General features: G+C 66.3%; 19 protein-coding genes. 12 read left to right on the top strand and 7 right to left on the bottom strand.

Annotated elements, in window-relative coordinates:
* Positions 1-203: 203 nt before the first annotated feature.
* Both H0921_RS12460 and H0921_RS12455 read right to left on the bottom strand, forming a co-directional pair.
* Complete coding sequence (locus H0921_RS12460) at positions 204-1,238, bottom strand: TIGR03067 domain-containing protein (protein WP_194538573.1); 1,035 nt, start codon at positions 1,236-1,238, stop codon at positions 204-206.
* Between the two features lie 263 nt (positions 1,239-1,501).
* Positions 1,502-2,350 carry a purine-nucleoside phosphorylase gene (locus tag H0921_RS12455; protein WP_194538572.1) on the bottom strand — a complete coding sequence of 283 codons (849 nt, stop codon included), beginning with the start codon at positions 2,348-2,350 and terminating at the stop codon, positions 1,502-1,504.
* Positions 2,351-2,689: 339 nt separating this feature from the next.
* Between H0921_RS12455 and H0921_RS12450 the strand changes: the two genes are divergently transcribed.
* The 3 genes from H0921_RS12450 (at position 2,690) to H0921_RS12440 (ending at position 5,263) form a co-directional block, all read left to right on the top strand.
* Complete coding sequence (locus H0921_RS12450; RefSeq protein ID WP_194538571.1) at positions 2,690-3,685, top strand: TGS domain-containing protein; 996 nt, start codon at positions 2,690-2,692, stop codon at positions 3,683-3,685.
* A gap of 109 nt (positions 3,686-3,794) precedes the next feature.
* Positions 3,795-4,721, top strand: a complete 927-nt coding sequence (locus tag H0921_RS12445) for a PSP1 domain-containing protein (RefSeq protein ID WP_228499570.1) — start codon at positions 3,795-3,797, stop codon at positions 4,719-4,721.
* A gap of 53 nt (positions 4,722-4,774) precedes the next feature.
* The gene (locus H0921_RS12440) at positions 4,775-5,263 is read left to right on the top strand and encodes a Minf_1886 family protein (protein ID WP_194538570.1); all 489 of its coding nucleotides are present in this window, start codon (positions 4,775-4,777) and stop codon (positions 5,261-5,263) included.
* Between the two features lie 252 nt (positions 5,264-5,515).
* Here H0921_RS12440 and nusB read toward each other — a convergent pair whose 3' ends face one another.
* Positions 5,516-5,974 carry a transcription antitermination factor NusB gene (gene nusB / locus H0921_RS12435; protein WP_194538569.1) on the bottom strand — a complete coding sequence of 153 codons (459 nt, stop codon included), beginning with the start codon at positions 5,972-5,974 and terminating at the stop codon, positions 5,516-5,518.
* 6 nt (positions 5,975-5,980) lie between these two features.
* On the opposite strand from nusB, the gene H0921_RS12430 reads away from it, so the two are divergent.
* Positions 5,981-6,151, top strand: a complete 171-nt coding sequence (locus H0921_RS12430) for a hypothetical protein (RefSeq protein ID WP_194538564.1) — start codon at positions 5,981-5,983, stop codon at positions 6,149-6,151.
* 121 nt (positions 6,152-6,272) lie between these two features.
* Complete coding sequence (locus H0921_RS12425) at positions 6,273-7,268, top strand: C-terminal binding protein (protein WP_194538562.1); 996 nt, start codon at positions 6,273-6,275, stop codon at positions 7,266-7,268.
* Between the two features lie 211 nt (positions 7,269-7,479).
* On the opposite strand, the gene H0921_RS12420 is transcribed toward H0921_RS12425, so the two are convergent.
* Entirely contained in the window at positions 7,480-8,733 is a 1,254-nt protein-coding gene (locus tag H0921_RS12420; protein ID WP_194538560.1) for a glycosyltransferase, read from the bottom strand.
* A 315-nt stretch (positions 8,734-9,048) separates the two neighbouring features.
* On the opposite strand from H0921_RS12420, the gene H0921_RS12415 reads away from it, so the two are divergent.
* The 6 genes from H0921_RS12415 (at position 9,049) to H0921_RS12390 (ending at position 17,819) form a co-directional block, all read left to right on the top strand.
* Entirely contained in the window at positions 9,049-9,813 is a 765-nt protein-coding gene (locus tag H0921_RS12415) for a PP2C family protein-serine/threonine phosphatase (protein WP_194538558.1), read from the top strand.
* A gap of 425 nt (positions 9,814-10,238) precedes the next feature.
* A complete protein-coding gene (locus H0921_RS12410; RefSeq protein ID WP_194538556.1) occupies positions 10,239-10,679 on the top strand; it encodes a PDZ domain-containing protein in 441 nt (146 codons plus the stop codon).
* Positions 10,680-10,877: 198 nt separating this feature from the next.
* A complete protein-coding gene (locus H0921_RS12405) occupies positions 10,878-12,347 on the top strand; it encodes a sodium:solute symporter family transporter (RefSeq protein WP_194538554.1) in 1,470 nt (489 codons plus the stop codon).
* 39 nt (positions 12,348-12,386) lie between these two features.
* Entirely contained in the window at positions 12,387-14,255 is a 1,869-nt protein-coding gene (gene murQ / locus H0921_RS12400; RefSeq protein WP_194538552.1) for an N-acetylmuramic acid 6-phosphate etherase, read from the top strand.
* Positions 14,256-14,372: 117 nt separating this feature from the next.
* Positions 14,373-16,010 (top strand): glycoside hydrolase family 10 protein, encoded by a 1,638-nt coding sequence (locus H0921_RS12395; RefSeq protein ID WP_228499567.1) that lies wholly within the window; start codon positions 14,373-14,375, stop codon positions 16,008-16,010.
* A gap of 390 nt (positions 16,011-16,400) precedes the next feature.
* Positions 16,401-17,819, top strand: coding sequence for a c-type cytochrome (locus H0921_RS12390; protein WP_194538544.1), 1,419 nt, complete (start codon positions 16,401-16,403; stop codon positions 17,817-17,819).
* Between the two features lie 45 nt (positions 17,820-17,864).
* On the opposite strand, the gene H0921_RS12385 is transcribed toward H0921_RS12390, so the two are convergent.
* Positions 17,865-18,140, bottom strand: a complete 276-nt coding sequence (locus tag H0921_RS12385) for a hypothetical protein (protein WP_194538542.1) — start codon at positions 18,138-18,140, stop codon at positions 17,865-17,867.
* Positions 18,127-18,264: a hypothetical protein gene (locus H0921_RS12380; RefSeq protein WP_194538540.1), complete on the bottom strand. Its 138-nt coding sequence runs from the start codon at positions 18,262-18,264 to the stop codon at positions 18,127-18,129. Before H0921_RS12380 ends, H0921_RS12385 begins: the two co-directional genes overlap by 14 nt.
* Before the next feature lie 401 nt (positions 18,265-18,665).
* Between H0921_RS12380 and H0921_RS12375 the strand changes: the two genes are divergently transcribed.
* Positions 18,666-21,875: a tetratricopeptide repeat protein gene (locus H0921_RS12375; protein ID WP_194538538.1), complete on the top strand. Its 3,210-nt coding sequence runs from the start codon at positions 18,666-18,668 to the stop codon at positions 21,873-21,875.
* A 222-nt stretch (positions 21,876-22,097) separates the two neighbouring features.
* On the opposite strand, the gene H0921_RS12370 is transcribed toward H0921_RS12375, so the two are convergent.
* Positions 22,098-23,777 carry a TolC family protein gene (locus H0921_RS12370; protein WP_194538536.1) on the bottom strand — a complete coding sequence of 560 codons (1,680 nt, stop codon included), beginning with the start codon at positions 23,775-23,777 and terminating at the stop codon, positions 22,098-22,100.
* Positions 23,778-23,865 lie beyond the last annotated feature (88 nt).

Here is a 23,865-nt window from a genome sequence, read left to right as displayed (position 1 = left end):
GGATCATCCTTTCCTACCAGTCCGTGGGGTCGCTTCTGCCAGTCCGCAGGGTCGCTTCTACCAGTCCGCAGGGTCGCTTCTACCAGTCCGCAGGGTCGCTTCTACCAGTCCGCAGGGTCGCTTCTACCAGTCCGCAGGGTCGCTTCTACCAGTCCGCAGGGTCGCTTCTACCAGTCCGTGGGGTGGCTCCGGCGGGAAGGCGGTCAGGGTTTTTTGGAGGGCGGTTCCTTCTTTGGCTCTTCTGGCTTTGGCTCTCCTGGCTTTGGCTTTCCTTGTTTCGGCTCGGCTTTTTTCGGCTCTCCCTTCTTCGGTTCCGCCTTTTTGGTCTCCAGGGGGGCAGGGCGGAAGGTGGCCCAGAAGCGCGGGGCGGCGGTGCGCACCTGTTCCTCCGACCCCTGGACCGCCAGGACATAGAGCCGCTCACCGATGAGGAAAAACCTGGCCCGGAGCACAGCCGATTCCTTCTCCTCGGTGCGCCGGAGGGTGACTTCGCGGGCCGGCCAGGGACCTTTGATTTTGGCCTCTTCCTCCCGTGCACCCTCGCCAAATTGCTCGCAGAGGAGTCGCTGGGCGGTATCAAACAACCCCTCCAGCGCTTTCCCTCCGCCGGGCCGACCCCGGAGTGTCACCACGACCAGGGTAAAGGTCAAGCGGTCCTTGCCCGTGCTCGCCTGGTACCAGAGCATCGGTACCGGACCGGAGGGCAGCTCCAGTTGATCGGCCTTGACCCGCCATTGGCCCGGCGCCTCGACGGTAAAGCCCAGGTTCGGCTCGGTGTACCGCTCCCAGAGGCTGCGCCGCAGTGTGAACATCTCCGTGTCATTGCGCCCCCGCGTCGAGAAGCTGGTCGGCCGCGGACCGCCCATGCTCAGGCACAGGACCAGCTCATCCCCTTCGAGCTTGTAAATGCCGCGGGCTGTGTGGCCGCGCACGGTCAAGTCGATCGTCTTGGGCGTTGCCGACGGATCGAGCACATAGGTGAACTCCACGGGGGGATTGAACCCTTCCCGGAGCACGAGTTTGTCCGCAGTGAAGACGAAGGTGGTCCAGCGATAGTTTTTGTCGCTTTCGGGCCGCCCGCTGATTTCCAAGGCGGTCACTTCCCAGATGCCGAGAATGGCCTGGGCGTCTCCCGAAGGGAGGGGGGGAACCTGGCTGCGCGCCGGATCGGTCCCCACTGCTGCCAGGCTCATGAGAATCCACCCGGCGCTCGCGGCGATCCCTCGACCGGCTGCCATAGCTGTTGCCCTCCGGCTACCCGCTGCTGCTACTCTCCGGCTGCACATCGCTGGGACTGTGGCCCACCATCCTGACTGTCTGCCGCTTTCACTGACTACTGGCAGTATATCCTGAGCAGGAGCGAGGCGGAACAGACGAGACGGCGGAAGAAAACAACACCAAGCGCTTCCGGCGGGCGGAGTGGAGGAAGACAACAGCACCGGATACTTCCGGCGGACGCGGGGAGGAAGAAGACGAAACCGGACACTTCCGACCGAACACTTCAAGCGGACGGAGCGGAAGTCTCGGCGGGTAACGTCGCCACCAGGCGGGTGATGAGGCGGCGGAGCGGCGCTTCCGCTTGCTGGGCCACCTGGAGAATCTCCGGCAGGGAGACGGGCGTCAGGGCATCCGGCAGGCACATATCGGTGATGACGGAGATGGCGGCCACCGGCAAGCGGGCATGCACCGCCACGATCACCTCCGGCACGGTGGACATGCCGACGGCATCGGCGCCGATCGTGCGCAGGAAGCGGTACTCGGCGGGGGTCTCCAGGCAGGGACCCGCCAGGGCCACAAACACCCCCCCTTGCAAGGGAATCCGCTCCTCCAGCGCCAACTGCTGCAAGCGCTGCCGCAGGGACAGATCATACGCCTGGCTCATGTCCGGGAAGCGTTCCCCCAGCCGCTCGTCGTTCGGGCCGATGAGCGGATTGTCCCCCATCAGGTTGATGTGGTCTTCGATGAGCATCAGGTCGCCTTTGCGGAAGCGGGGGTTGAGTCCGCCGGCGGCGTTGGTCAGGAGCAAGGCCGAGGCGCCCAAGGCTTTGAACACCCGCACGGGGAAGGTGATCTGCTGGAGAGAGTAACCCTCGTAGTAATGGAAGCGGCCCTCCATCGCCAGGATGGGCCGGCCCGCCAGCATGCCGCAGACGAGCTGGCCTTTATGGCTCGGCGCGGTGGAACGGGGAAAGTGCGGAATCTGCTCGTAGGGCAGTACCGCCTCGGCGACAATGTCCGCCGCCAGGGACCCCAAGCCGGTGCCCAGCACGATGGCCGCCGCCGGAGTGTGCGCCCAGCGCTGGCGGATATACGCCGCCGACTCTTGAATCTGCTCATACAGACCGCTCATGGCCGTCTTTCCTTTCTCTGACTCTGACTGCCGTTTCCTGGCTCGAACTGCCGTTCGCTGTCCCGGACTGCTTCTCTCTCGGCTTCTCCGCGGCTGAAGCAACGCCCCGGCCCTTGGGGCATCCCGCGCACCCGCCGGGCAGCGGCGCAGTTTGCCGACGAACCGGGAGAAGGACTGGCCCGGCTCCCTGGCTCGCTTCCGGCACTGCCCTTCGTTTTAGCGGAACACCGCGGGAAGCAGCAGGGCAGCACCCAGCCCGGCGCTCCGCCCCCGTCCCGGCAACCGACGCACCTCTGGTGTACAATGCCTGGGGAGACAGCGTGGCAAGGAGGAGGAACCGTGGCTGTCAATCTGCCGCCGCAGTATCACGAAGCCGAGGAACGCTTCCGCAAGGCGAAAGGCCCCGAAGAGAAGCTGGCCGCCCTGCGGGAGATGTGGGTCCTTTTGCCCAAGCACAAGGCCAGCGAGAAGCTGCAAGCAGACCTGAAGCGGCGGATCTCCGAGTTGACGGACCAAATCGAGCAGGCGCGCACGGCCCCGAAGCGCAGCGGGGGGACGGTGCACAAGATTCCCCGCCAGGGAGCTGGCCAGGTCGTGCTGCTGGGACCGCCCAACTCCGGCAAATCCCGCCTGCTCGCCGCCTTGACCCAGGCTACGCCCGTGGTCGCCCCTTATCCCTTCAGCACCCGCGAACCCCTGCCCGGCATGATGGATTACGAGGATGTCCGCATCCAACTGGTCGATCTGCCGCCGATCAGTGCGGACCATTACGATCACTTCCTCACGGACATCACCCGCGGGGCCGACGCCGCCCTGCTGTTTCTGGACCTGTCCGATGATGACGGCCCTCCAGCCACGCAAGCGGTGATCGACCGGCTCCGGCAGGCCCGCCGCCATCTGGTTCCCCCCGGAGCGCCGCCGCCGGAGGACCCGGCCCACTATGCCCTGCCCACCCTTCTGGTGGCGACCAAAGCGGACGATCCCGCCGCCGACATCCGCCTGGCCCTGGCGCGGGAAGTGTTCGACGACACCTACCCCTGGCAAACGATCTCCGCCGAGCGCGGGGAAGGGTTGTCGGAATTGCGCCAGGCCATCTTCCGCCTGTTGGATGTCATCCGCGTCTACGGCAAGGAGCCGGGCCAGCCGCCGGATCGCTCCAGTCCCTTCACCCTGCGGCGCGGCAGCACGGTGGCCGACCTGGCGGAGCACATCCACCGCGAGCTGGGGGAAAAGGTCAAGGCTGCCCGTGTCTGGGGCAGCGCCGCCTTTGCAGGACAAACCGTGGGGCGGGATTACGTCTTGCAGGACCGCGACGTGGTAGAATTGCAGGTATAGCCAGCCCAGGCGGGCGCCGGGGCATGGCCGCCGATCCAGCGGCTGGAGGGACCAGGAAACTGCCCCAGGGAGCGCGGCGCCTCCCGCCAACCTGCCCGCGAGAAGGACAATGAAACCGGCAAGGCCCAAGGTATCGGTTGATCCGCGTGCCTGGATTGTGCGGCACGGCGCCATGCATTTGCACGGCGTGTTCACCCCCGTGGCCGACCTGGCGGTGCAGCGAGGAGCGGCTGTCGTGGTGCAGACCGAGCGGGGGACCGAGCTGGGCACGGCTTTGTGTCCGGCCACCGCCGCCGCCGTCGAGCAGATTCCCGACCCCACGGAAGGGGAGTTGCTCCGCCTGGCCACCCCCGCCGATCAGGCCAAAGCCCAGGAGCATCAAGCCCGCCGCCGCCAGGATTACGACGACGCCGCCCGCCTCATCCTCCAGCACCATCTGCCCATGCAACTGGTCGATGTGGAATGGCTCCTGGGAGAAGAGCGCGTCATCTTTTACTTCCTGGCCGAGCAGCGGGTCGATTTCCGCGAGCTGGTCAAGAGCATGGCCCGGCACTTCCGCAAGCGGATCGAACTGCGCCAGATCGGCGTGCGGGACGAAGCCCGCCTCCTGGCCGACTACGGCGATTGTGGCAAACCCGTCTGCTGCAACACCCACATGCTCGCCATGCCGCCGGTGACCATGCCCATGGCCAAGCTCCAGAAGGCGACCCTGGACCCCGCCAAAATCTCCGGCCGCTGCGGCCGCCTCAAATGCTGCCTCCGCTTCGAGTACGAAGCCTACCTGGAACTGGCTCAAAAGCTGCCCGCCGTCGGCAGCACCGTCCAAACGCGCCGCGGACGCGGGCGGGTCGTCGAACAGGAAATCCTGGCCCAACGCCTGCTCGTCGAGCTGGAAGATGGACGGCACCTGACGCTGCCCCTGGCCGAAATCGACGCGGTCCTCCATAACCCGCGATCGGGCCAAAGCGCACGGCCCACCCCCACTCCCCCCGCCTCTCCCCTGCCGGACGACTCCACCGAACCGGACGATCGATAAACTCCACCCAGGCCGGACAGTTGATAAAATGAGATACCGGACGAAAACACCCGATGGTGAAACCGGCGGGAACAGGCGGAGGAGCGCCGCTTCCTGACCGGCCTTTCACCTCGCGCTGCCGATCAATCGCCGTGGATAGCCGCATCTGGGACTTGTGCCGCCAGGATCGTCGCTACGCCTACGAGGCGTATGAGTTCGTCTGCGCCGCCGTCAGCTTCACGCAGCAGAAATTGGAGCGGCACCGCGACCAGAGCCGGGAACGCCACATCAGCGGCAAAGAGCTGCTCGAAGGACTGGTGGACTTCGCCGTGGAGCAGTTCGGCCTGCTGGCTTCCCTCGTCCTGCGCCGCTGGGGCGTGCACAGCACCGACGACGTCGGATGCATCGTGTACCAACTCATCGATCTGGGCATCCTCAGCCGCTCCGAACGCGACCGGCCCGAAGATTTCCACGCCGTCTTCGACCTCCACCAGCGCTTGCAGGAACAGATCGCCGTCCTCTGGCGCACAACCGACTTCTCACGCCGCGGCGAAAAGGTGTGAGGGCCAACGTCGCTTCGGCTTTCTCCTCCAGGCTGCCCCGCCGCCCCAAAACCGCACGCCTCAAAACTACAGTCCCCCCCCAAACCTACACCCTCCGGAAACGCCTGACACGTACTCCGGAAACGCCTGACACAATACTCCGGAAACGCCTGACACAATACTCCGGAAACGCTTAGGACGTAGTCCTGAAATGCCTGACACATCCGGCTTCACTCCGGCGGTGCTAGCGAGCCGGCGCTGCGGGGGAGGACGCTATGCCGGCGGTGCCGGCGAGGAGGCGGAGGAAGAAGCGGACGGCTGCGCGCGCTGCTGGGCCAGTTTGTCCAGGATGCCCATGACAAAGCGGGCCGACTCTTCTGTGCCGTAACGGTGGGCCAGATTCGCCGCTTCGTGGATGATCACCGGCACCGGCTGAGGATCGGGATCGAAGAGAATCTGGAAGGCGGCCAAGCGCAGGACATTGCGATCCGCTGGATGGAGGCGGGAGAGCCGCCAGTTCTCCAAAACCGCCGTCAGAGCCTGGTCAATCGCTTGGCGATGCTCCTCAACCCCCTGGTACAGTGACAGGCAGTACTCGACCTGCTCCGGCAGTCCCCGTAGGCGCGTCCGCGCAAACGAGGCAATCTCCTGGAAGGGCAACGGCTGGGGGAGAAAATCCCGTTCAAAGAGCAGTTGCAGGGCGACTTCACGGGCGCGATTGCGGGGATACATCGGAGCATGCCTCTCGGCCAAGCGTGGTTCCTCCCCTATCTTATCGAGCAAGGGCTGTTGCAGCCCAGAGAGTCGTGGAATGCCGCGAAGCTCTCGGCACGCCCCCGCTTCGACCAGCGGCTACGCGTTCGGCACGCCCGCTCCCCGCGCGAGAGGGACCCGCCGCAGAAAGCGTAAGGACGACTCCCCCAGGAAGCGAAGGCTCGGCACCGCTGTCACTCCACGGACAGAGCGGGGAGGAAACCGGCGAGACGAGACCGTTCCAGGAACCGCTCTTGGCAAGGGAAAGGATGCAGACATGGCACGCTATCGCGTCGTTATCGCGGACTTTGTGGTCGATGATGCCGCCCCGGAACGCGAAGTCCTGGGGGACATTGCCGACGTGGTCATGCTCAACGCCCATCAGGAAGAAGAGCTGCACGGGAAGGTCGAAGAGGCCGACGCCCTCATGCTCTTCCACACGATCCGCCTGAGCCGGCAGACAATCGACCGCTTGCAGCGGTGCAAGTTGATCGTGCGCTGCGGGGTGGGATACGACAATGTCGATTACCGCTACGCACGGCAGAAGGGGATTCCGGTGGCCAACGTGCCGGATTACGGCACGGAGGAAGTTGCGGACTCGGCCATCGCCTTGATGCTAAGCCTGGTGCGGGGGGTGACCTATCACAGCCGGCGCTTGCAGCGGGGCGAACCCAACGCCTGGCACTATCAGCCCGGCGGCCCGCTCTACCGCTTGCGGGGACGAGTCTACGCCTCGCTGGGTTTAGGGCGGATCGGCATCGCGGCGGCGCTGCGGGCCAAAGCCTTCGGCATGAAAGTGGTCTTCTACGATCCGTACATCACCGACGGGTTGGATAAAGCCCTGGGGTTCACCCGCGTGGAAACGCTGGAGGAATTGCTGTCCCAAGCCTATGTGCTGAGCATCTACTGCCCGCTGACGGAGGAAACCCGGCATCTGATCGACGCCCGCGCCCTGGCCCTGCTGCCGCCGGGAGCGTATCTGGTGAACACGGCCCGCGGGGCCATTGTGGACACGCTGGCTTTGCGCGACGCTCTACGCCGCGGCCATCTCCGCGGCGCCGCCCTCGACGTGCTGCCCCAGGAACCGCCGCCCCCCGATGACCCCCTGCTGCAAGCCTGGCGCGATCCCGCCGACCCCTGCCACGACCGCCTCATCATCAACCCCCACGCGGCGTTCTACTCCGAGGAAGGACTGCGGGACATGCGCGTCAAGGGGGCGCAGAACTGCCGCCGCGCTCTCCTCGGCCAGCCTTTACGCAACGTCGTCAACTGACCCGCAGACCCAGCCCGGCGGAACCGCAGCTCCACTCCGGCAAAACTGCAAAATCCCAGCCCGGCGAAACCGCAAACCCACTCCGGCAAAACTGCAAAATCCCAGCCCGGCGAAACCGCAAACCCACTCCGGCAAAACTGCAAAATCCCAGCCCGGCGAAACCAAAGGACAGGGCCGAACCAACCGTCCGCCTGTTCGGGAAAGTGATCCGTCACGCTGCGGCGGAATAGGGCACTGGCAGCCTCATGCTCGGTTCTCTCGCGGTGCGGTCCTCGCGCGTCGGCTGGCGCCCGGCACGGACGGCTTCCAGATAGGCGAACATCTCAGCTTCGTAGCGCTGGCGGCTGAAGCGCAAGGCCTGCCGGCGCGCCTGGTGTGGATCGAACGCCTCGCGGTGCCGCTCCCACTCCACGATCGCTTCGATGACCGCCTCCACGGTCTGCTCGCCAAACAAGACCCCCGTGGGCGTGCGGCTGCGGCCCAGGGGCAGCACCGTTTCGGTCAAGCCGCCGCGGCCAAAACCGATGACCGGGCAGCCGCAAGCCTGGGCTTCCAGCGGCACGATGCCGAAATCTTCCTCGCCGGGAAAGAGCAGGGCCTGCGCCCGGCGGAGGTAATCCCGCACCACCTCATCCGGCTGCCAGCCGAGAAAGTGGGTCTGAGAACCCGCCACGGCTTGGAGGCGGCGGCGATCCTGGCCCGTCCCGATGATTACCAAGCGCCGGCGCAAGCGCTCGCAAGCCGCGATCGCCAGATCGAAGCGCTTATACGGCGCCAGGGCCGAGACGATCAGGTAAAACGGTTCCCGCTTCTGGAACGTGGGGGTGTAAAAGTCGGTATCGACCGGCGGATAGATGACGGCGGCATCGCGGCGGTAGCAGTCCCAGATGCGCTGGCGGACGGTGTGGCTGATGGCCAGGAAATGGGTGACGCGGGCGGCGGTGGCCTGGTCCCAGCGGCGCAGGGCCTCCAGGAGGCGCTCCCGGCTTCCGCTCTTCACCTGCTCCAGCCAGCGGAGCAGCCCCCAGGACCAGGCCGAGGGATTGCGCGCGGCGGCAAAATAGGCTTCCTTCATGTGCCAGGCGTAACGCATCGGCGTGAAGCAATAGCAGACGTGCGGCACTCCGGGCGGCGGCTGGGCCGACTTGGCCACCGCATGGCTCAAGCTGACAACCAGCTCGGCGCGGGGAATGCGCCAACCGGCGGCGAGGGGCATCAAGGGGAGCAGGTAGCGGTAGTAGTGGTGCACGCCGGGCCAGCGGTTGAGCCAACTCGGTCGAATGCGCAGGCGTTCGATGGCGGGTGAGACACTGCCGCGGCGGTAAAAGAGGGTGCAAAGCTGGGCCTGGGGCCAGCGCCGGCAGAGCGGTTCCAGGCATTTTTCCCCGCCCCGCATTCCCGTGAGCCAGTCGTGCACCAGCACAATGCCCCGGCCTGCCTCGGCGCCGGCGTTTGGCCCGTCCATGCCTCCGCTCTCCCCCTGCCGGTGTCACGGCCCGCATTCCGTCCCGTAGCCGTCGTTCCCTACTTACTCTGCTGATCGCGGCGGTGTAAAGAGAGTTTGGGAGACCGGCGGCGCCTGCTCTTCCAACGGCGGGGGAAAATATGGTATTTTTACTATAGCGGCGGGCAGATGTTTTATAATGGTGTACAATACCCCGCGTGTTGACCGCGGCGTTTTCCCAGTCGTGTGGTTCCGCAGGCCGCCCTCCTTGGTGGAACAGTGCGGTGTGCCCCGGTCCGCAAGGGGGTGGGTAAGCGCCGACCGCAGGAGGAAACGATGGGCTGGACCTTTCACATCGGCAAATGTAGCCTGCTCGGCAACTACCGCGAGAACAACGAGGATGCCGTGGATGTCAAGGTGTTCCCGGAGCTGACGATCTGCATCGTAGCCGATGGCATGGGAGGGCAGGCGGCGGGAGAGATTGCTAGTCGCAAAGCTGTCGAGATTATTCCCCGCGAGCTGCGCAAGAGTATTACGCCGCAGATGCCCCTGGAGGCGGTCAAACAAGCGACCCGGCGCGCGATCGTCCTGGCCAACGAAGAGATCATGGCCCTGGGAGCCTCCGAACGCGACATGCGGAACATGGGCACCACCGTGGTTTTGGCCTTCTGGCGTAACCGCGGCCAGGAACTCTTCATCACCGGCGTGGGGGACAGCCGCGCCTATCTCATCCGCCCCGGCTTCATCCAGCAACTGACGGTGGACCATTCCCTGGCGCAAGCCCTGGTGGAAGCCCGCACCATCTCCGCCGCCGAAGCCAAGGAGCACCGCTTCCGCAACGTCCTCTGGAAATACCTGGGCAGCAAAGAAGTCGGCGAAGGACCGGAGGTCCAGGTGCTGCCCTTGCAGGCGGGGGACCGCTACCTGCTCTGCACCGACGGCCTCACCGGCGTCGTCTCCGACGAACAACTGGCCCGCGAGGTCAACGTCTGCGACGACATGCAGCAATGCGCCGAGCATCTCTGCCAGTTGGCCTTAGATCAAGGGTCCCGCGATAACGTCTCCTGTGTCGTCATCGAAGTGGCCCAGGAGGACACCTGAGACGGCCGACTGCCCGGACCTGCCCGCATTCCTCACGACGCGCTGCTTTGGTCCCACAACTTCCCAGGAGAGAAACTCGCCGAGGAGACCGCACACCGCAGACCCTGACTCTCGCCGAGGAGTCCGCACGCCGGAGGTCCAACGGAAGGAGTGGAGGTCCAAGGGACGGAGGAGATGCCAGAATAGACGCAATGGAAGGATCGCCAGAAAAGACGAAGGGCCAGAAAAGACGAAGGGCCAGAAAAGACAAGGGGCGAGAAAAAACAAGGTCGGTAGCAGGAGGGAACAGTCCGCAGATACCCCCCAGGACCGGAGCGCAGGATAATCTCCGGAAGGAGCCGGAGCGTAGGAATACTCTTTTTCCCTTGCTTTGGGCGGCGTGCTGAGTCCGTCCTGGAAGCCAGGAGACGGGAGGGGCAAGGATCATGGGAGCATGGCTGAGTCTGATCTGGGGAGGGATGATGGGGTGCGCCTGGGGCTTGCCCGTGCTAACGCCCATTCCGTCCGCGCCGGCGGAACGGAGTGCCGCCCTGCCGGACCCGACGGGGCGGGGCTACATGGGAGTGATCCTCAATCAGGAGACGCTGGCAATCGAGGCGGTGGAACCGGGCAAGCCGGCGGCACGTGCCGGCCTGCAACCCCAAGATGTGATCATCCGCGTCAACCAGTTCCATCCGCAAACCACGCAGCAAGTGATCGCTTACGTCTGTTCCTGCCGGCCAGGAGCGGTGATTGAGGTGGAAGTCCAGCGCGGCATGGAACGGAAGGTGCTCCTGGTCACACTCATGGCCCGGCCTGAAGAGGTGGACCGCGGGCGCATCCCCTTTCCCGTCCCCGATAGTCCCCCTCCCCCGCCGGAAGAATAGGTTCACCTTCTCTTCCCCTTTCCGGGAAGCGGACAAATCACGCGGGCCGCTGGCCCGCCGCCCAGGGCTTCCATCGCTAGGAAAATGGCAGTCTCCTGCTGCCTCCGAATCGGCGGGATCAGTCCCTGCCGGGGCTGTTGAAGGTCGGGGAGGGGGAAGTTGCTGGCCAACTGAGCGAGCGGAGCCGCGGAAGGGATCATGAGCACATTGTCGTGGTGGGATGGGGCGGTGGTGGTGGCCTACGCCGCGGCGACTTTGGGAGTCGGCCTGTCTTTTGGGCGTCGGCAGCAGAGTAGCCAGCAATACTTTTTGGGGGGCCGGCGCTTTCCGGCCGTGTTGCTTTTGATTTCCATCGTGGCGACGGAAACCAGCACGGTGACCTTTCTGAGCGTGCCCGGCCTGGCCTATCGTGCCGGAGGAAACCTGACTTTCCTGCAATTGGCCTTGGGGCTGATCCTGGGGCGGATGGTGGTGGCCTGGCTGCTGGTGCCGCTGTATTTCACCGGCCAGTTCATCTCGGCCTACGAGGTGCTCCAGACCCGTTTCGGTCCCGCCGTACAGCGGGGCGCGGCGGGCCTATTCCTGGTGACGCGGACTTTGGCCGATGGACTGCGGCTGTTCCTGACGGCCCTGCTGCTGCAACATTTGGCGGGGTGGGAGCTGGTACCGTCGATTCTGGTCCTGAGCGTGGCCACGCTGCTGTACACCGGCCTGGGAGGCATGCGAGCCGTGGTGTGGACGGACGTCCTTCAGTGGTGCATTTACATCGGGGGAGCGGTGCTGGCATTGGGTCTATTGCTGGCGGAGGCGGAAGGCGGCCTGGGGGGCTGGTCTGCGACGGCAGCCAGCGCGGGCAAGCTGCAACTGTGGGACGTTCGCTGGGACTGGCGGGAGCCGTACACCCTGTGGGCGGGCATCCTCGGCGGCGCATTTCTGACGATGGGTACCCACGGGGCGGACCAACTGACGGTGCAACGTCTGCTCTGCGCCGGTTCGGTGCGGGCGGCGCGCTGGGCGTTGATCGGCAGCGGACTGGTCGTGGCGGTGCAGTTCGGGTTGTTTCTACTCATCGGGGTCAGCCTGGCGGTGGTCCAGCAGCAGGGCCGCTGGGAAGTGCCGGCGGCGGTGGCCGAACGGGCAGATGCGGTGTTCGGATACTATATTGTGCACGGTCTGCCGGTGGGGGTCGTGGGTTTGCTGGTGGCTGCGGTGCTGGCCGCCGCCATGTCCACCCTGTCCTCCTCGCTGAACAGCTCGGCGGGGGTGGTGGTCCGGGACTTCTACCGCGGCTGGTTCGGCCATCTGAGCGAAGAGGAGCAAGTGCGGATCGGGCGGCGGGCCACCGTCGCGTGCGGAGTGTGCCAGGCGGCCGTAGCGATCGGCGCGGCGCACTATCTGGAACGCAGCGTGGTCGATGCCGCTCTGAGCATCACGGGCTGGACCACCGGCGGCATCCTGGGTTTATTTCTACTCGGCTGCCGCCGCCGCGTGCCCCGTGCTTCCGCGGCCCTCCTAGGCTTGCTGGCGGGCTTGGCCGTCGTCGCTGCCACCTGGTGGTCCACCACGCTCGCCTGGCCCTGGTGGGCGCCCCTGGGCACGCTCACCACCGTCGCTGTGGCTTTGCTGGCTGACCGCTGGGGAAACCCTCGGCCGGCGCCGCGGCACTGAAGTCCCTACCAGAGTCGGACGGATTCAGGAACGTGAGCTATGGATCATCTGCAAACGGAAGGCCGCCTGGCCGCCTCGGCCCACCTCGATGAGATGACGCCGTTGGAAATCGTGCGGCTGATGAACGCCGAGGATGCGCGCGTCGCGCCAGCGGTGGCCACGCAAGCTCCGGCCATCGCCCAGGGGATTGCCGTGATCGCCGAGCGGCTGGAACGGGGCGGCCGATTGATTTACCTGGGCGCGGGAACTTCGGGCCGTTTGGGCGTGCTGGACGCCACGGAGATGCCGCCGACATTTCAGACCCCGCCGGAGATGGTCGTCGGCGTCATCGCGGGAGGTGTCGAGGCGTTGACCCGTGCAGTGGAAGGGGCGGAGGACCATCCGGAAGCGGCAGAGCAGGATTTGCAGCGCTTGCACCTGAGCGCGCAGGACGTGGTGGTGGGGATCGCCACCAGCGGGCGCACGCCGTATGTTCTCGGCGGTCTGCATTATGCCCGGCGCTGCGGCGCCTTCACCATCGGCCTGGCCTGCAATAGCGACGCTGAACTCATCCCGCTGGTGGACCTGGCCATCATCCCCGTCGTGGGTCCCGAAGTGCTCAGTGGTTCCACCCGTCTGAAGGCAGGCACGGCGACCAAGCTGGTTTTGAACATGCTTTCCACCGGGGCGATGGTCCGCCTGGGCAAGACCTACGGGCATCTCATGGTGGACCTGAAAGCGACGAATGAGAAGCTGCGCTGGCGGGCCAATCGGATCGTGCGGGAGGTGACGGGTCTGAGCCGGGAGGCAGCGGCGGAGCTGCTGGAGCGTTGCGGCGGGGAGGTCAAGACGGCCCTGGTGGCGCACCTGGGCGGCTTCGATGTGGAGACGGCGCGGGAACGGCTGCGTCAGGCACGCGGGCGGGTGCGCGCCGCTTTGAGCGGCCTGCCGCGGAGTCGTGCGGTTCACGAGGGCGGCCCGTGGATCTTAGGCGTCGATGGCGGCGGGACCCAGACCACGGCCCTGCTCGCCCGGCTCCCAACCGCGGGGAACGGGTGGGAAGTTCTGGGGCGAGGCACCGCCGGTTCCAGCAATCTGCGCGCGGCGGGAGTCTCGGCGGCACTGGCGGCCCTGGACCTGGCCCTGCGCGAGGCGTTGGCTGCTGCCGGTGTCTCCGGGATGACAGTACGGGCAGCCTGTTTCGGCTTGGCCGGCGCGGGCCGGAGTGCGGAACAACGCCTGGTGCGGGAATGGGCGGAGCAGCGCTTGGGCACTTCCGCGGTGGAAGTCGTCGAGGATGCTGTGCTCCCTCTGGCTGCCGGAACGCCCGAAGGCTGGGGACTGGCAGTGATCGCGGGGACCGGTTCGATGGCCTTCGCTCAGAATGCGGCCGGGGAGACCGCGCGCGCCGGCGGGTGGGGCTGGCTGCTGGGAGACGAAGGGAGCGGCTACGCTCTGGTCCAGGCTGCCCTGCGCGCCGTGCTGCGTGCGGCGGATGGCCGCGCCCCGGCCACCTTGCTCACGGAGCGCCTCCTGGCCGCCTGCGGCCTGACCCAGCCAGAGGAACTGATCGAATATGTCTATGGCCGGGCGGATCGAGCCGCTCTGGCCGCCCTGGCGCCCGTGGTGCTGGACTGTGCCAGCCGCGATGCTGTCGCGGATCGCCTGGTCCAGGAGGGAGCCGCCGAGCTAGCCGCCATCGCTGCCACTGCTGCGGCACGCGTCGCTTTGCCCTCTACGGTGCCGCTGGCCCTGGCCGGCGGTTTATTCCTCGGTTCCCGCCTCTACCGCGATCGCTTCCTCCATGCCCTGGCAGAACGCGGCTACCAGGCCCATCCTCTCACCCGCGTCTCGGAGCCGGCCCTGGGCGCCTTGCGTCGCGCCTACCGCCTGGCCATTTCCGTGTCCAACGCCCCACCCCTTTCCTAACATCAAATATCAGCGCTGGCCCCCGCGGAACGGGTCTGTCCTAGCGGAATCGACCGGTCCCAGCGGAAACGGACCGACTCGAACCTGCCCTCCCTCCACCACGCTTTCGGAGCACCCATGCCCGCCCCCGCTCCTCGCCGCCGCCTGCCATCCCGCTTACCCCTGGCCTTCCTCCCACTGGCCGCAAGTCTCCTGGCCGCTGGTTGGCTGAGCGCCTGTCTGGGAACCGCTGCTGCCACGATCGGTTCCGAGATAGCTCGCCTCCCCGCAGGAAGGGGAACCTCGGCGTCGGAGCCGATGGCTGCCGCTGCGGACGCCGCGGAAGTGCCTCCGCCGCCGCGGGAGTTCCGCGGCGTGTGGATCGCCACGGTGGCCAACATCGACTGGCCGAGCCGGCCCGGCCTGACCGCCGAGCAACAGAAGCAAGAGCTGCTCGCTCTGCTGGACCGTGCCGCCGAGCTGCGCCTCAACGCCGTCATCTTCCAGGTGCGCCCCATGGCCGATGCCCTGTATGAATCCGCTCTCGAACCCTGGAGCGAATTCCTCACGGGGCGCATGGGCCAATCCCCCGGTTACGATCCCCTGGCTTTCGCCATCACGGCCGCTCATGCCCGCGGGCTGGAATTGCACGCCTGGTTCAATCCCTATCGCGCCCGCCACCCGTCCTCCCGCTCTCCCATCAGCGACAAGCATCTCATCCGCCGCCGGCCGGAGTGGATCAAAACTTACGGGACCCATCAGTGGATGAACCCGACGCATCCGGAGGTGGCAGCGCACACGTTGGCCGTCATTCGGGATGTGGTGCGGCGCTACGACATCGACGGCGTCCACATTGACGATTACTTTTACCCCTACCGCGAGCGCGGCCCGGACGGCCAACTCCTGCTCTTTCCCGACGAGGATACCTGGCAAAAGTACCGCCAAGCGGGGGGAACACTGGGGCGGGACGACTGGCGGCGGGCCGCCATCAACGCCTTTGTCCGGGACCTCTACCGGGAAGTCAAAGCCCTCAAGCCGTGGGTCAAAGTCGGGATCAGCCCCTTTGGCATCTGGCGGCCCAATCACCCGCCGGGCATCACGGGGCTGGATGCGTTTGCCGAGCTGTATGCCGACGCCCGCCTCTGGTTCCAGGAAGGCTGGTGCGACTATCTCGCCCCGCAGCTCTACTGGCCGATCGCGCAGCCGCGGCAGAGTTTTCCCAAACTGTTAGCCTGGTGGGCCGAGCAGAACACCCAGCGCCGCCATCTCTGGCCGGGACTGTACACCAGCCGCGTGCGGGAACGCCCAAGCGAGAACGGACCCAAGGGCTGGCCCGCTCAGGAAATCGCCGAACAGATCGCGTTGATCCGCCAGCAGCGGGGAGCCAGCGGGGCCATCCACTTCAGCATCAAGGCGCTGCGGGACAACCCGGACCGGCTGGCCGACCACCTGCACCGCCTCTACGCCGAGGCGGCCCTGGTGCCCGCCATCGACTGGAGCGCTCCGCCCCTGCCCCTGGGACTGACTCAGCTTCCTCCCCCCCGCTGCCAGCTTCTCCGCCAGCAGCAGCCTCCCGTGCTCCGCATCGACCCCCCGCGCGACACCCGTTTCCTGGTCCTGCGCCACCGCACCGCCCGCGGCTGGACCACGCGCCTGCTCCCGCCCCCCTCCGAGCCGCAGCAGCCCCTCCATCTGCCCCTGGAAGGCGAGGCCGCCCCCGCCGTGGCCGTGCTCGATCGCTTCGGACGCCTCAGCCCCTTCGTCCTGCCGGAGTGACGCCGGAGTGTCTCTCCCACTACCTCCCCCACTCCGCTTGCTCCTTCGTCTGGCCCTTCCTGCTTGGCTCCTCATCTTGAACCCCGCTTTCTCCCTTTCCGCTTCTTCCCGCTTGGGCTTTCGACCTTTCAGATGCCTCCGTCCTTTCCCTTGCACCGCTCTGCTGATGCCCTGGTGATTTCATTCCCAGCCGCGGCGGCCAGGACAGCGAAAGAGGATTGCCAGAACTCCCTCGGCGGGGATTATGATGAATGGGGCGGTTCCCCATGGGGAAGGGAAAAGGGATCAAGGAGCACGGACCGAAGAGGGGGAATCGGCAGATACCGAGCAGGATTTTCGCGCGGGAGACGGGGAGATTCCCCTGCATTCCCGCCTCCGAGGGAGGGCCATATGAGAGTGCGAGGAGTGCCACGGCTTGGGAGCCTAATCGGAGGCAGCGGCGTGTTGCTGCTGGGCGCTGGACTGTGGTGGCTGGCCGTGCCCGGTGTGGCGGGGGAGGATTCGCGCAGCGCCGACCGGCGAGCCGAGAGCCAGGCCGCCGTGGAGCGGGGCTACCAGGCGTTGACGCGCACGGCTTTCGTTCCGGGTTTCTGGAGCGTGCACTCCGTGGAGCGGGCCTGGCAGCAATGGGGCGTGCCGGAAAAACCCGCCGATTATGCCGCCGCCTTCCGGCAGCGCTACGGCCTGCACCCGGCCCCCTACCCAAACGACGGCCTGCCGATGGGTCTGCGCCGCGGCCAGATTCTCCTCCGTCCCGCTATCGCCATCGACTGCATGCTCTGCCACGGCAGCTCCCTCTTCGGCCAAAGCTATATCGGATTGGGGAATCACACCCTGGACATTCAGGCGCTTTTCGAGGAGTTGTTCCGGGCCGACGGCCGCCCTGTCAAGCTGCCCTTCACCTTCTGCAATGTCCGCGGCACGAATGAGGCGGATGCCTTCGGCGTCTATCTGCTCGGCTGGCGCCAGCCTGACCTGACACTCCGCAGCCAGTGGCAAAACCTCGGCCTGCGCGACGACAGTTGCGCCGACGTTCCCGCCTGGTGGCTGATGAAAAAGAAGCAAACGCTTTACTACACCGGCGGCATGGACAGCCGCAGCGTGCGCACCCTCATGCAATTCATGATGCACCCCTTGACCGCTCCCGCGGATTTCCACCGGGCGGAACCGGCCTTCCGCGACATTCAGCAGTACCTGCTGAGCCTGGAGCCGCCCAAGTACCCCTTCCCCATCGACTCGGCCAAGGCCCGCCGGGGAGAAGCCATCTTCCGCCAGCACTGTGCCCGCTGCCACGGCACCTACGGCCCGAACGGGACCTACCCGAACAAAATCATTCCCCTGGAGGAGATCGGCACCGATCCCCAGCGTCATGCCGCGGTCAGCATCGCTTACGGCGAGGCTTACTCCCGCTCCTGGTTCGGGCAAGAAGCGGATGGCTGGTTCTTCCGGGGCAAGCGCCTGCGTTGGACCGACGGCTACCAGGCCCCGCCGCTCGACGGCATCTGGGCCACCGCACCGTATTTCCACAACGGCAGCGTCCCGACGCTCTATCACGTGCTCAAATCCAGCGCGCGCCCCCGCCGCTTTACCCGCTCCTTCCGCACCGAGGTCGAGGATTACGACACCCTCCGCGTCGGCTGGAAATTCACCGAACTGACCCAACCCCCTGATCCCAACTTGCCCCCCATCGAGCGCCGCAAAATCTACGACACCACCCAGCCGGGGCGGAGCAACGCCGGCCATACCTACGGCGACTCTTTGACCGAATCCCAACGCTGGGACTTGATCGAGTACTTGAAAACCCTCTGAACGGCTTGCGCCGGGGGATCGGATCGGCCCCGTGTCAGGAGGGTCTCACTGCCAATCCGGCGGCAGGGCGGGGGGAGCGGCCAGCACTTCAGCCAGCAGCTTGCGGATGAATTGGCCCGTGGTCATACCCCAGCGGTGGGCGGCCTCTTCCAGAGCCAGGATTTGCCAGCGCGGCAGCAAAAGCGACAGCTCCACCACTTCGTCATCGCTCCGCACGACCTCACCACAGACTGCATCGAAAAGCGGTTGCACGATCGAATCCTCACCGCCAGCGGGCCAACTACCCCGTTCCCCACGCCAGGAGGGGTCAGCCGCTGACATCTCCCAGGTCCTCGCGGCTTTCCCTGCCCGTGCCGAAGATCGGAGCAAACCCTGTGCCGCCTCGGAGCCAACTTTCCCCTCCACCTTCTCCCCTTCGAGCCAACGCGGGATTGCCGTCCCTCATCCCGATCCCCGTCTTCAGTCACCGGCAAGGTTGGTCTTCCTCCTTCTGTCGCGCTTGTTGGCATCCCTGCCCGCTTTCCAGGCAAGGGGGAAACCGCAGCCCCGGCGGCCTCCTGCTTTTGCGAGTGAAGCGGCAAAATTTCACCTCCGCCAACAAGTCCGCGTCCCAATTCTTCCGATTCCCCGACGAGGAGCACCAAGGAGGGGGAAAATGTGGTAAAAAACCATTGCATCGCCTCAGCCACGCACAGACAATGGAGTCAATCCCCTTGGCGCACGCCTTGAAGGATGACGGCCGGGAACGGGATTCAGAAGCAGGGAAGCTCCGCCAGGCCGCGGTTCCGCAGCGGAACCAAGCCGGACCATTATCCCATATCAGTCAGGGCAGGGAGTGGAGCGATCATGAATCAGCCATCCGATGTTCCCCCTTCGGAAAGACAAGCGGAAAGACAGCCTGAGCCAGAGCCAACGGCGGGAACGGGGCCGGAGTTCCTCCCGGCGGCTTCGCCCGGCGAATTGCCCCCGGAGCTAGCCGATCTTTTCGCGGCGACGGCAGGCCCACCGGCTGATCAGGCCGCGGAGCCATCCCCTCCGGCCGCCTCCGCTTGGGAAGATGAGGCCGCTATCCCCCTGGATGCCCCGCCTCCTGGGCCAGGGAGTGTAACTTCCGCCTCGGCTCATCCAATTCGTCCAACCAGTGCCTGGACGGCTGGAGCGGAAAGCTTCGTCGGTTCGCCTCCATCGTCTGCGGCTTCGTCCCGCGATGCTTCTTCGTCCGCAGGAAGTGAGCTGCCGGAAGCCGAAGAAGTTCCGCTGGCTGAGGACGTGGAGCTGGGGGCAGAAGGCCCTGTCGATCCGCAGGCCGTGGCTCCACCCGCTGTCGATCTCCCTGCGGCGAGCCAACCGCCGGAAGGAACCGAGGCACCGCTTCCCGCTGCCCCAACTGTTCCCCCGTTGGCAGGGAACGAAGAAACAGCCTCGGCGGCCTCTTTAGCCGCAGCTCCATCGGGTGGGGAAGTCAGCTCGGATATCCATGCTTCGGCCCCGCCGCCGGGACCGGCTGCGGAAAGCTCCAATCTCTTCGGGCCGTTCCTGACCCCTCCGGGCACGGAAAGCTCGAACATCCACAGTGCGCGTCCGGCCTGGTCGGAAGGAGAGGACAGCGCGTTGTCCTTCCTGGGGGGAATGCGCCGGCCGCCGTCGGGTTCCGCTTCCGCTCCGCCACTGGCTGAGGACATTTCCAGCGGTCAGCTTCAGCCGCCGTCGGATGCCCCGGATTACGGTGCCGCCCCGCTCCCCATGCCGGAAGCCTCCAACATTTTGGCGGACCTGATGCAACCGGGCCACCATTCCTCCGCCGTCCACATTCCCAACCCCGGTGTGGGACGGACCCTGCGCCCCGGTTCGTCCACGGAGTCCGGCTTCGACATCGACGTGGACCTTGGCCCGGTCCCCAAGGAACTGGAGGAGGCGGAAAAGGCCGCGTCCTCGGACATTCTGCCATCCCCGGTCCGCCGTCAGCCCCCCTCGGAAGCGACCATCCCGGAAATGTACGTCGAGGACCCGCAGGAGCATATCCTCTCGGCGGTTCCGCCTCCGCCGCGCGATCCCTCCAGCATCTTCGACGCGGACTTCGATTTCCAAGCAGGCACGGAGCTGCTCGGCGGGACGGCGGCTCCCCCAGCTCACCCCAGCCCCAAACCCACGGTCCAGCCGACCGACAGCGGCATCATCGAATGGAGCGTCGAGGAAGCGCCGGTGGCCACCCCGTCTTCCGATCTCTTCAGCGGTGAGCCGGCGGTTCCCTCCGGTCCGCGCTCCGCGGTGATCAAGCCGAGCAGTTCGGCGATTCTGTCGCGTCCTACACCGCAGGAGATCGCCGCCGAAGCTCAGGCCGCCTCGGTCCCAGCAGCGGCCCCGATCCCGTCCAGTCTGGCTGCTCCGCCGCCGGAAGCCGAGGACCTGCGCCGCCGAGCGGCCCCTGCTCCCGCCGCCAGCCGCTTCGGAGCTTGGGTCGGAGGGACCCTGCTCGGTTTGGCCCTGCCTGTCGGAGTGGGAGCTGCCCTTTACTTCACGGGCGCCATCGGCCCGACCGCCGCTCTGGAAAGCCGCAACCGCGAAGCCGAACAACGCCTCACTGCTCTGTCCACAGAATTGACCCAAGCCCGGCAACAACTCGAACAGGCCCAGCAGCAACTGAACCAAACCCAGGAGGCCGCCCGCCTCAAGGATGATGAAAACCAGCGCCTCGCCCAGCAAGCGCAACAGACCGCCCAGCAACTCCAGCAGGTCCAAAGCCGGCTCCAGCAGGTGGAGCGAACTTTGCAAGCCGCCGCCGAGACCCGCAAGCAATTGGAAACCGAGCGGCAACAACTGGAAAAGAACCTCACCAAAGTGCAGGACGACCTGCGTACGGCCCTCGCCCGGCGAGAGGAAGTCGAAAAGGAACTGCGCAACGCCGGGGACCAGCGCAAGAAGCTGGAGGCTGACCTGGCTCAGGTCCGCCAACAGATGCAAAAGCTGGACAAGGAACTGCAAGCCAGCCTCACACAACGGCAGAATCTGGAAAAGCAGGCGCAGCAGTTCCAGCAGCAACTGCTCGCGTTGGCCAAGGAGCTGCAAGCGGCCCGCCTCCTGGCGGATCAGTACGATCCCGCCGCTCTGCTGGAAGCCCAGCGCCGTGCCATCGCCCTGCTTAACAGCAAGCCGGACGTGCAGCAACTGCGGCAACTGCAAGAGGACAAGCGCACCCTGACGGCTGCCCTCCAGCGCTTGCAACAGCAGGTGCAACAGCAGGCGGACGCCTTTGCCAAAGAACGCCGGAGTTTGCAGGAGCAAGCGGCCGCGGAGCAGAAACGGCTGCGGGAGCAGTTGCAAGCCGCCGCCCAGAAGCGGGAGCAGGAACTACAAGCGGAGCTGCGTCAGGCCCAACAGCAGCAGGAGAACCTGCGGCAGAAGCTGGCCCAGACTCCGAGCGACGCCGAGCTGCTCCAGCTCTGGCTGCAACTGCTGGCGGAAGCCCGCCGGCCCGCCGACGTTCCCGCCGCCCAACAAGCCGCCCGCAAAGTGCTCCAACGGGCCGATCCCGCCTCGGAGGAAGCGGCGCAGGCCCACGTGCTGCTGGCACTGGCCGCCGTCCTGGCCCAACAGCCGGCGGAAGCCCTGGCGCACCTGGACCAGGCCCGGCAAAGCCCCGCCTATGAACCGGCCCGCCAAGCCCAGCGTTCCTGGGTCGCCCTGGCTGAGCAAGCCCGCCTCGCTGTCCACGATCCTCTCGCGCCCCTGCGCCGGCCGCCCCAGGAGCAACCCACAAACCCGCAACTGGCCCGCTCCCACCTCCACCAGGCCATCCAGGCCTACCGCCAGGGACGCTTCCCCCAGGCCGCCCAAGCCGCGGAACAGGCGCTGCTCCACGACCCCAGCGATCCCGTCGCGTGGTACTACCTCGGCGCCGCCCACTGGATGCTCGGCCAGCGGGACCGCGCCGCCGATGACTTCCGCCAGGCAAGCAGCCGCGAGCAGAGCACCCGACTGTCCTACCGGGAACTCAACAACCTGCTCAGCCCCATCCAGGGTCCTGTGCGGAACGCTTTGGAAGCTGCCCGGCCTTGATGCCTGATTCCGAACCGCGCCGCTGACGCGCCCCTGTCCCACGACCACGGAATGCGGCCCTGGAACTATGCCCGGCGGCTGGACGTTCGGCCAACACGAGCCGTCCGCTTCCCGGCCAGGGGCCAGTAGCTTGCCACATCGAGACAAGGGCTTGCCGAAGCCGGTTGTCCCAGGCAGGGCCAGTGCGCGCTCTTTGTCCTGCTCGCCCAAAGCCAGACGAAGCTAGGGCAGGAGACGGCGGTTGACCGCGGCATTGAATTGGGCGATGGCACGAGCCAAGGCTGCCCGGCTGGTGATGTAAAGGCGGTAAGTTTCCCGGTAGTTCCGCTGGGCATCCAGGACATCCAGGAGGGGCCGGCCCCCGGCCTCGTAGGCCCTGGCGATGCTATCGCGGACCTCGGCGGCGAGTTTCAACTGTTCCTCCGCCACAGTGCGGGCATTGGCCGCGGCGGTGCGCACTTCCTGGGCCGCCTGTTCCACCTCCGCCCGCAGCCCCGCCAACGCTGCCTGCAATTGATACTGACTCTGTGCTGTCACAGACTGGGCCTTCAGGCGATTCCCCTGATTGCGGTCGAAGACGGGCAAAGAGGCTTCCAGGCCGAAGCCGAAGGAGCTGGCATCCGGCATGGCCATTGCCCGGCGCTGGAACTGGCGGGTGTAACCGAGGAAGGGGGTAACATCCGGCCAGGCTTTGCGCTGTTCGACGAGCTGGTTCGCCTCGGCTTGCTGCACGCGCAGGCGCAGGGCCGCCAGGTCCGGGCGTTCTTCCACCGCCAGGGCATAGGCTTCTTCAGCGGAGGGCAGCACCGGAATGGACACCTCCCGAATATCGCCGGCGACATCGAAAGCGGGGTCGGCTGCGCTTTGTCCCAAGACCGCGCGCAAGCGGGCCGCGGCGGCTACGCGATTCTTTTCTGCCTCGCGCAGTCCTTGTTCGGCGCGCAAACGGTCGAGTTGGACCCGCTGCAATTCCACCCGCGGGCGTCCGCCGCCAGCCACCGCTTTGGCCGTGATCTCCTCGATCCGCCGCAGGTTTTCCACATCCTGGGCCGCCAACTCCACCAACGCCTTCGCTTCCAGCAGATCGTAGTAGCGCAGGGCCGCTTCCAGGACCCGCTGCCGGACAACGTTGGCAAACTCCGCCTCCGCCACGCGCACGCCCAAGGCGGCACTCTGCAATGCTGCCACCCGCTTGCCGAAGAGGAACCAGTCGATCGGGTAGCGGATGCCCACATCCAACTGCGGCGGCCCCCCTTCCTTGTCCGGAGTGAAAGGGCGGGTCAAGGGCAGGAGCGTTTGGCTGATGATCAACTGGGGATTGGGCAGCAAGGAGGCGGTCAAGGCGTCGGCTTGTGCCTGGGGTATGCTCTCAAAACCAGCCCGCAGAAACGGGTCCGCCCAAAGGGTCGCGTGGATAATCTGATCCAGGGTCAAGGGTGCGGCCGGCAGCGGAGCAGCCTCGGGAAGCGGAACGGCGGGCGGTGGCAAACTCGCTCCGGAATCTGAAGCGGACCGGGGAGGCCCATCTGAAGCGGACCGGGGAGGCCCACCGGCTTCTGGCCGCGCAGCGTCAGCCCGTTCCGCTCCGCTGCTTCCCTCCGTTTTTCCCAGCGGGGTCTCGGCGGCGGAAAGTGCATCGGCCTGGGAAAGCGAGGAAGCCGTTTCCCGGTCGGCCGTCGGTTGCAAGGGCAGCTCGGCCAAAGGAGGGGGTTCCGGTTCCTTGGGAAAAGGGGAGGCGGCTTGCCGTGGCGGAACCGATGCCATCCGGGCAAGCGGCGGCGGGGAGCGCCGTTCCAGGAACGCCGGTCCGTGATGAGGATGAAGGTCTCCGACGCAGCCAGCTAGCCCCACCACAGGCAGGCAGAACCATCCGCAGCGCCGCATCTTCCGGCCGGTCAGCATACCGCCGCCCTTTCCTCGTTGGCGAGCACCTCGCCGTTACTATCGGCACAATCCCGTGATTTGCCCCAGTTTTTCCGACGGCCCTTGC

Origin of the sequence: Thermogemmata fonticola, from assembly GCF_013694095.1 — a bacterium.
GTDB classification, from domain to species: domain Bacteria; phylum Planctomycetota; class Planctomycetia; order Gemmatales; family Gemmataceae; genus Thermogemmata; species Thermogemmata fonticola.
The sequence above is the reverse complement of the archived record's forward strand: the minus strand, read 5'-3'. Positions and strand labels throughout refer to the sequence as shown.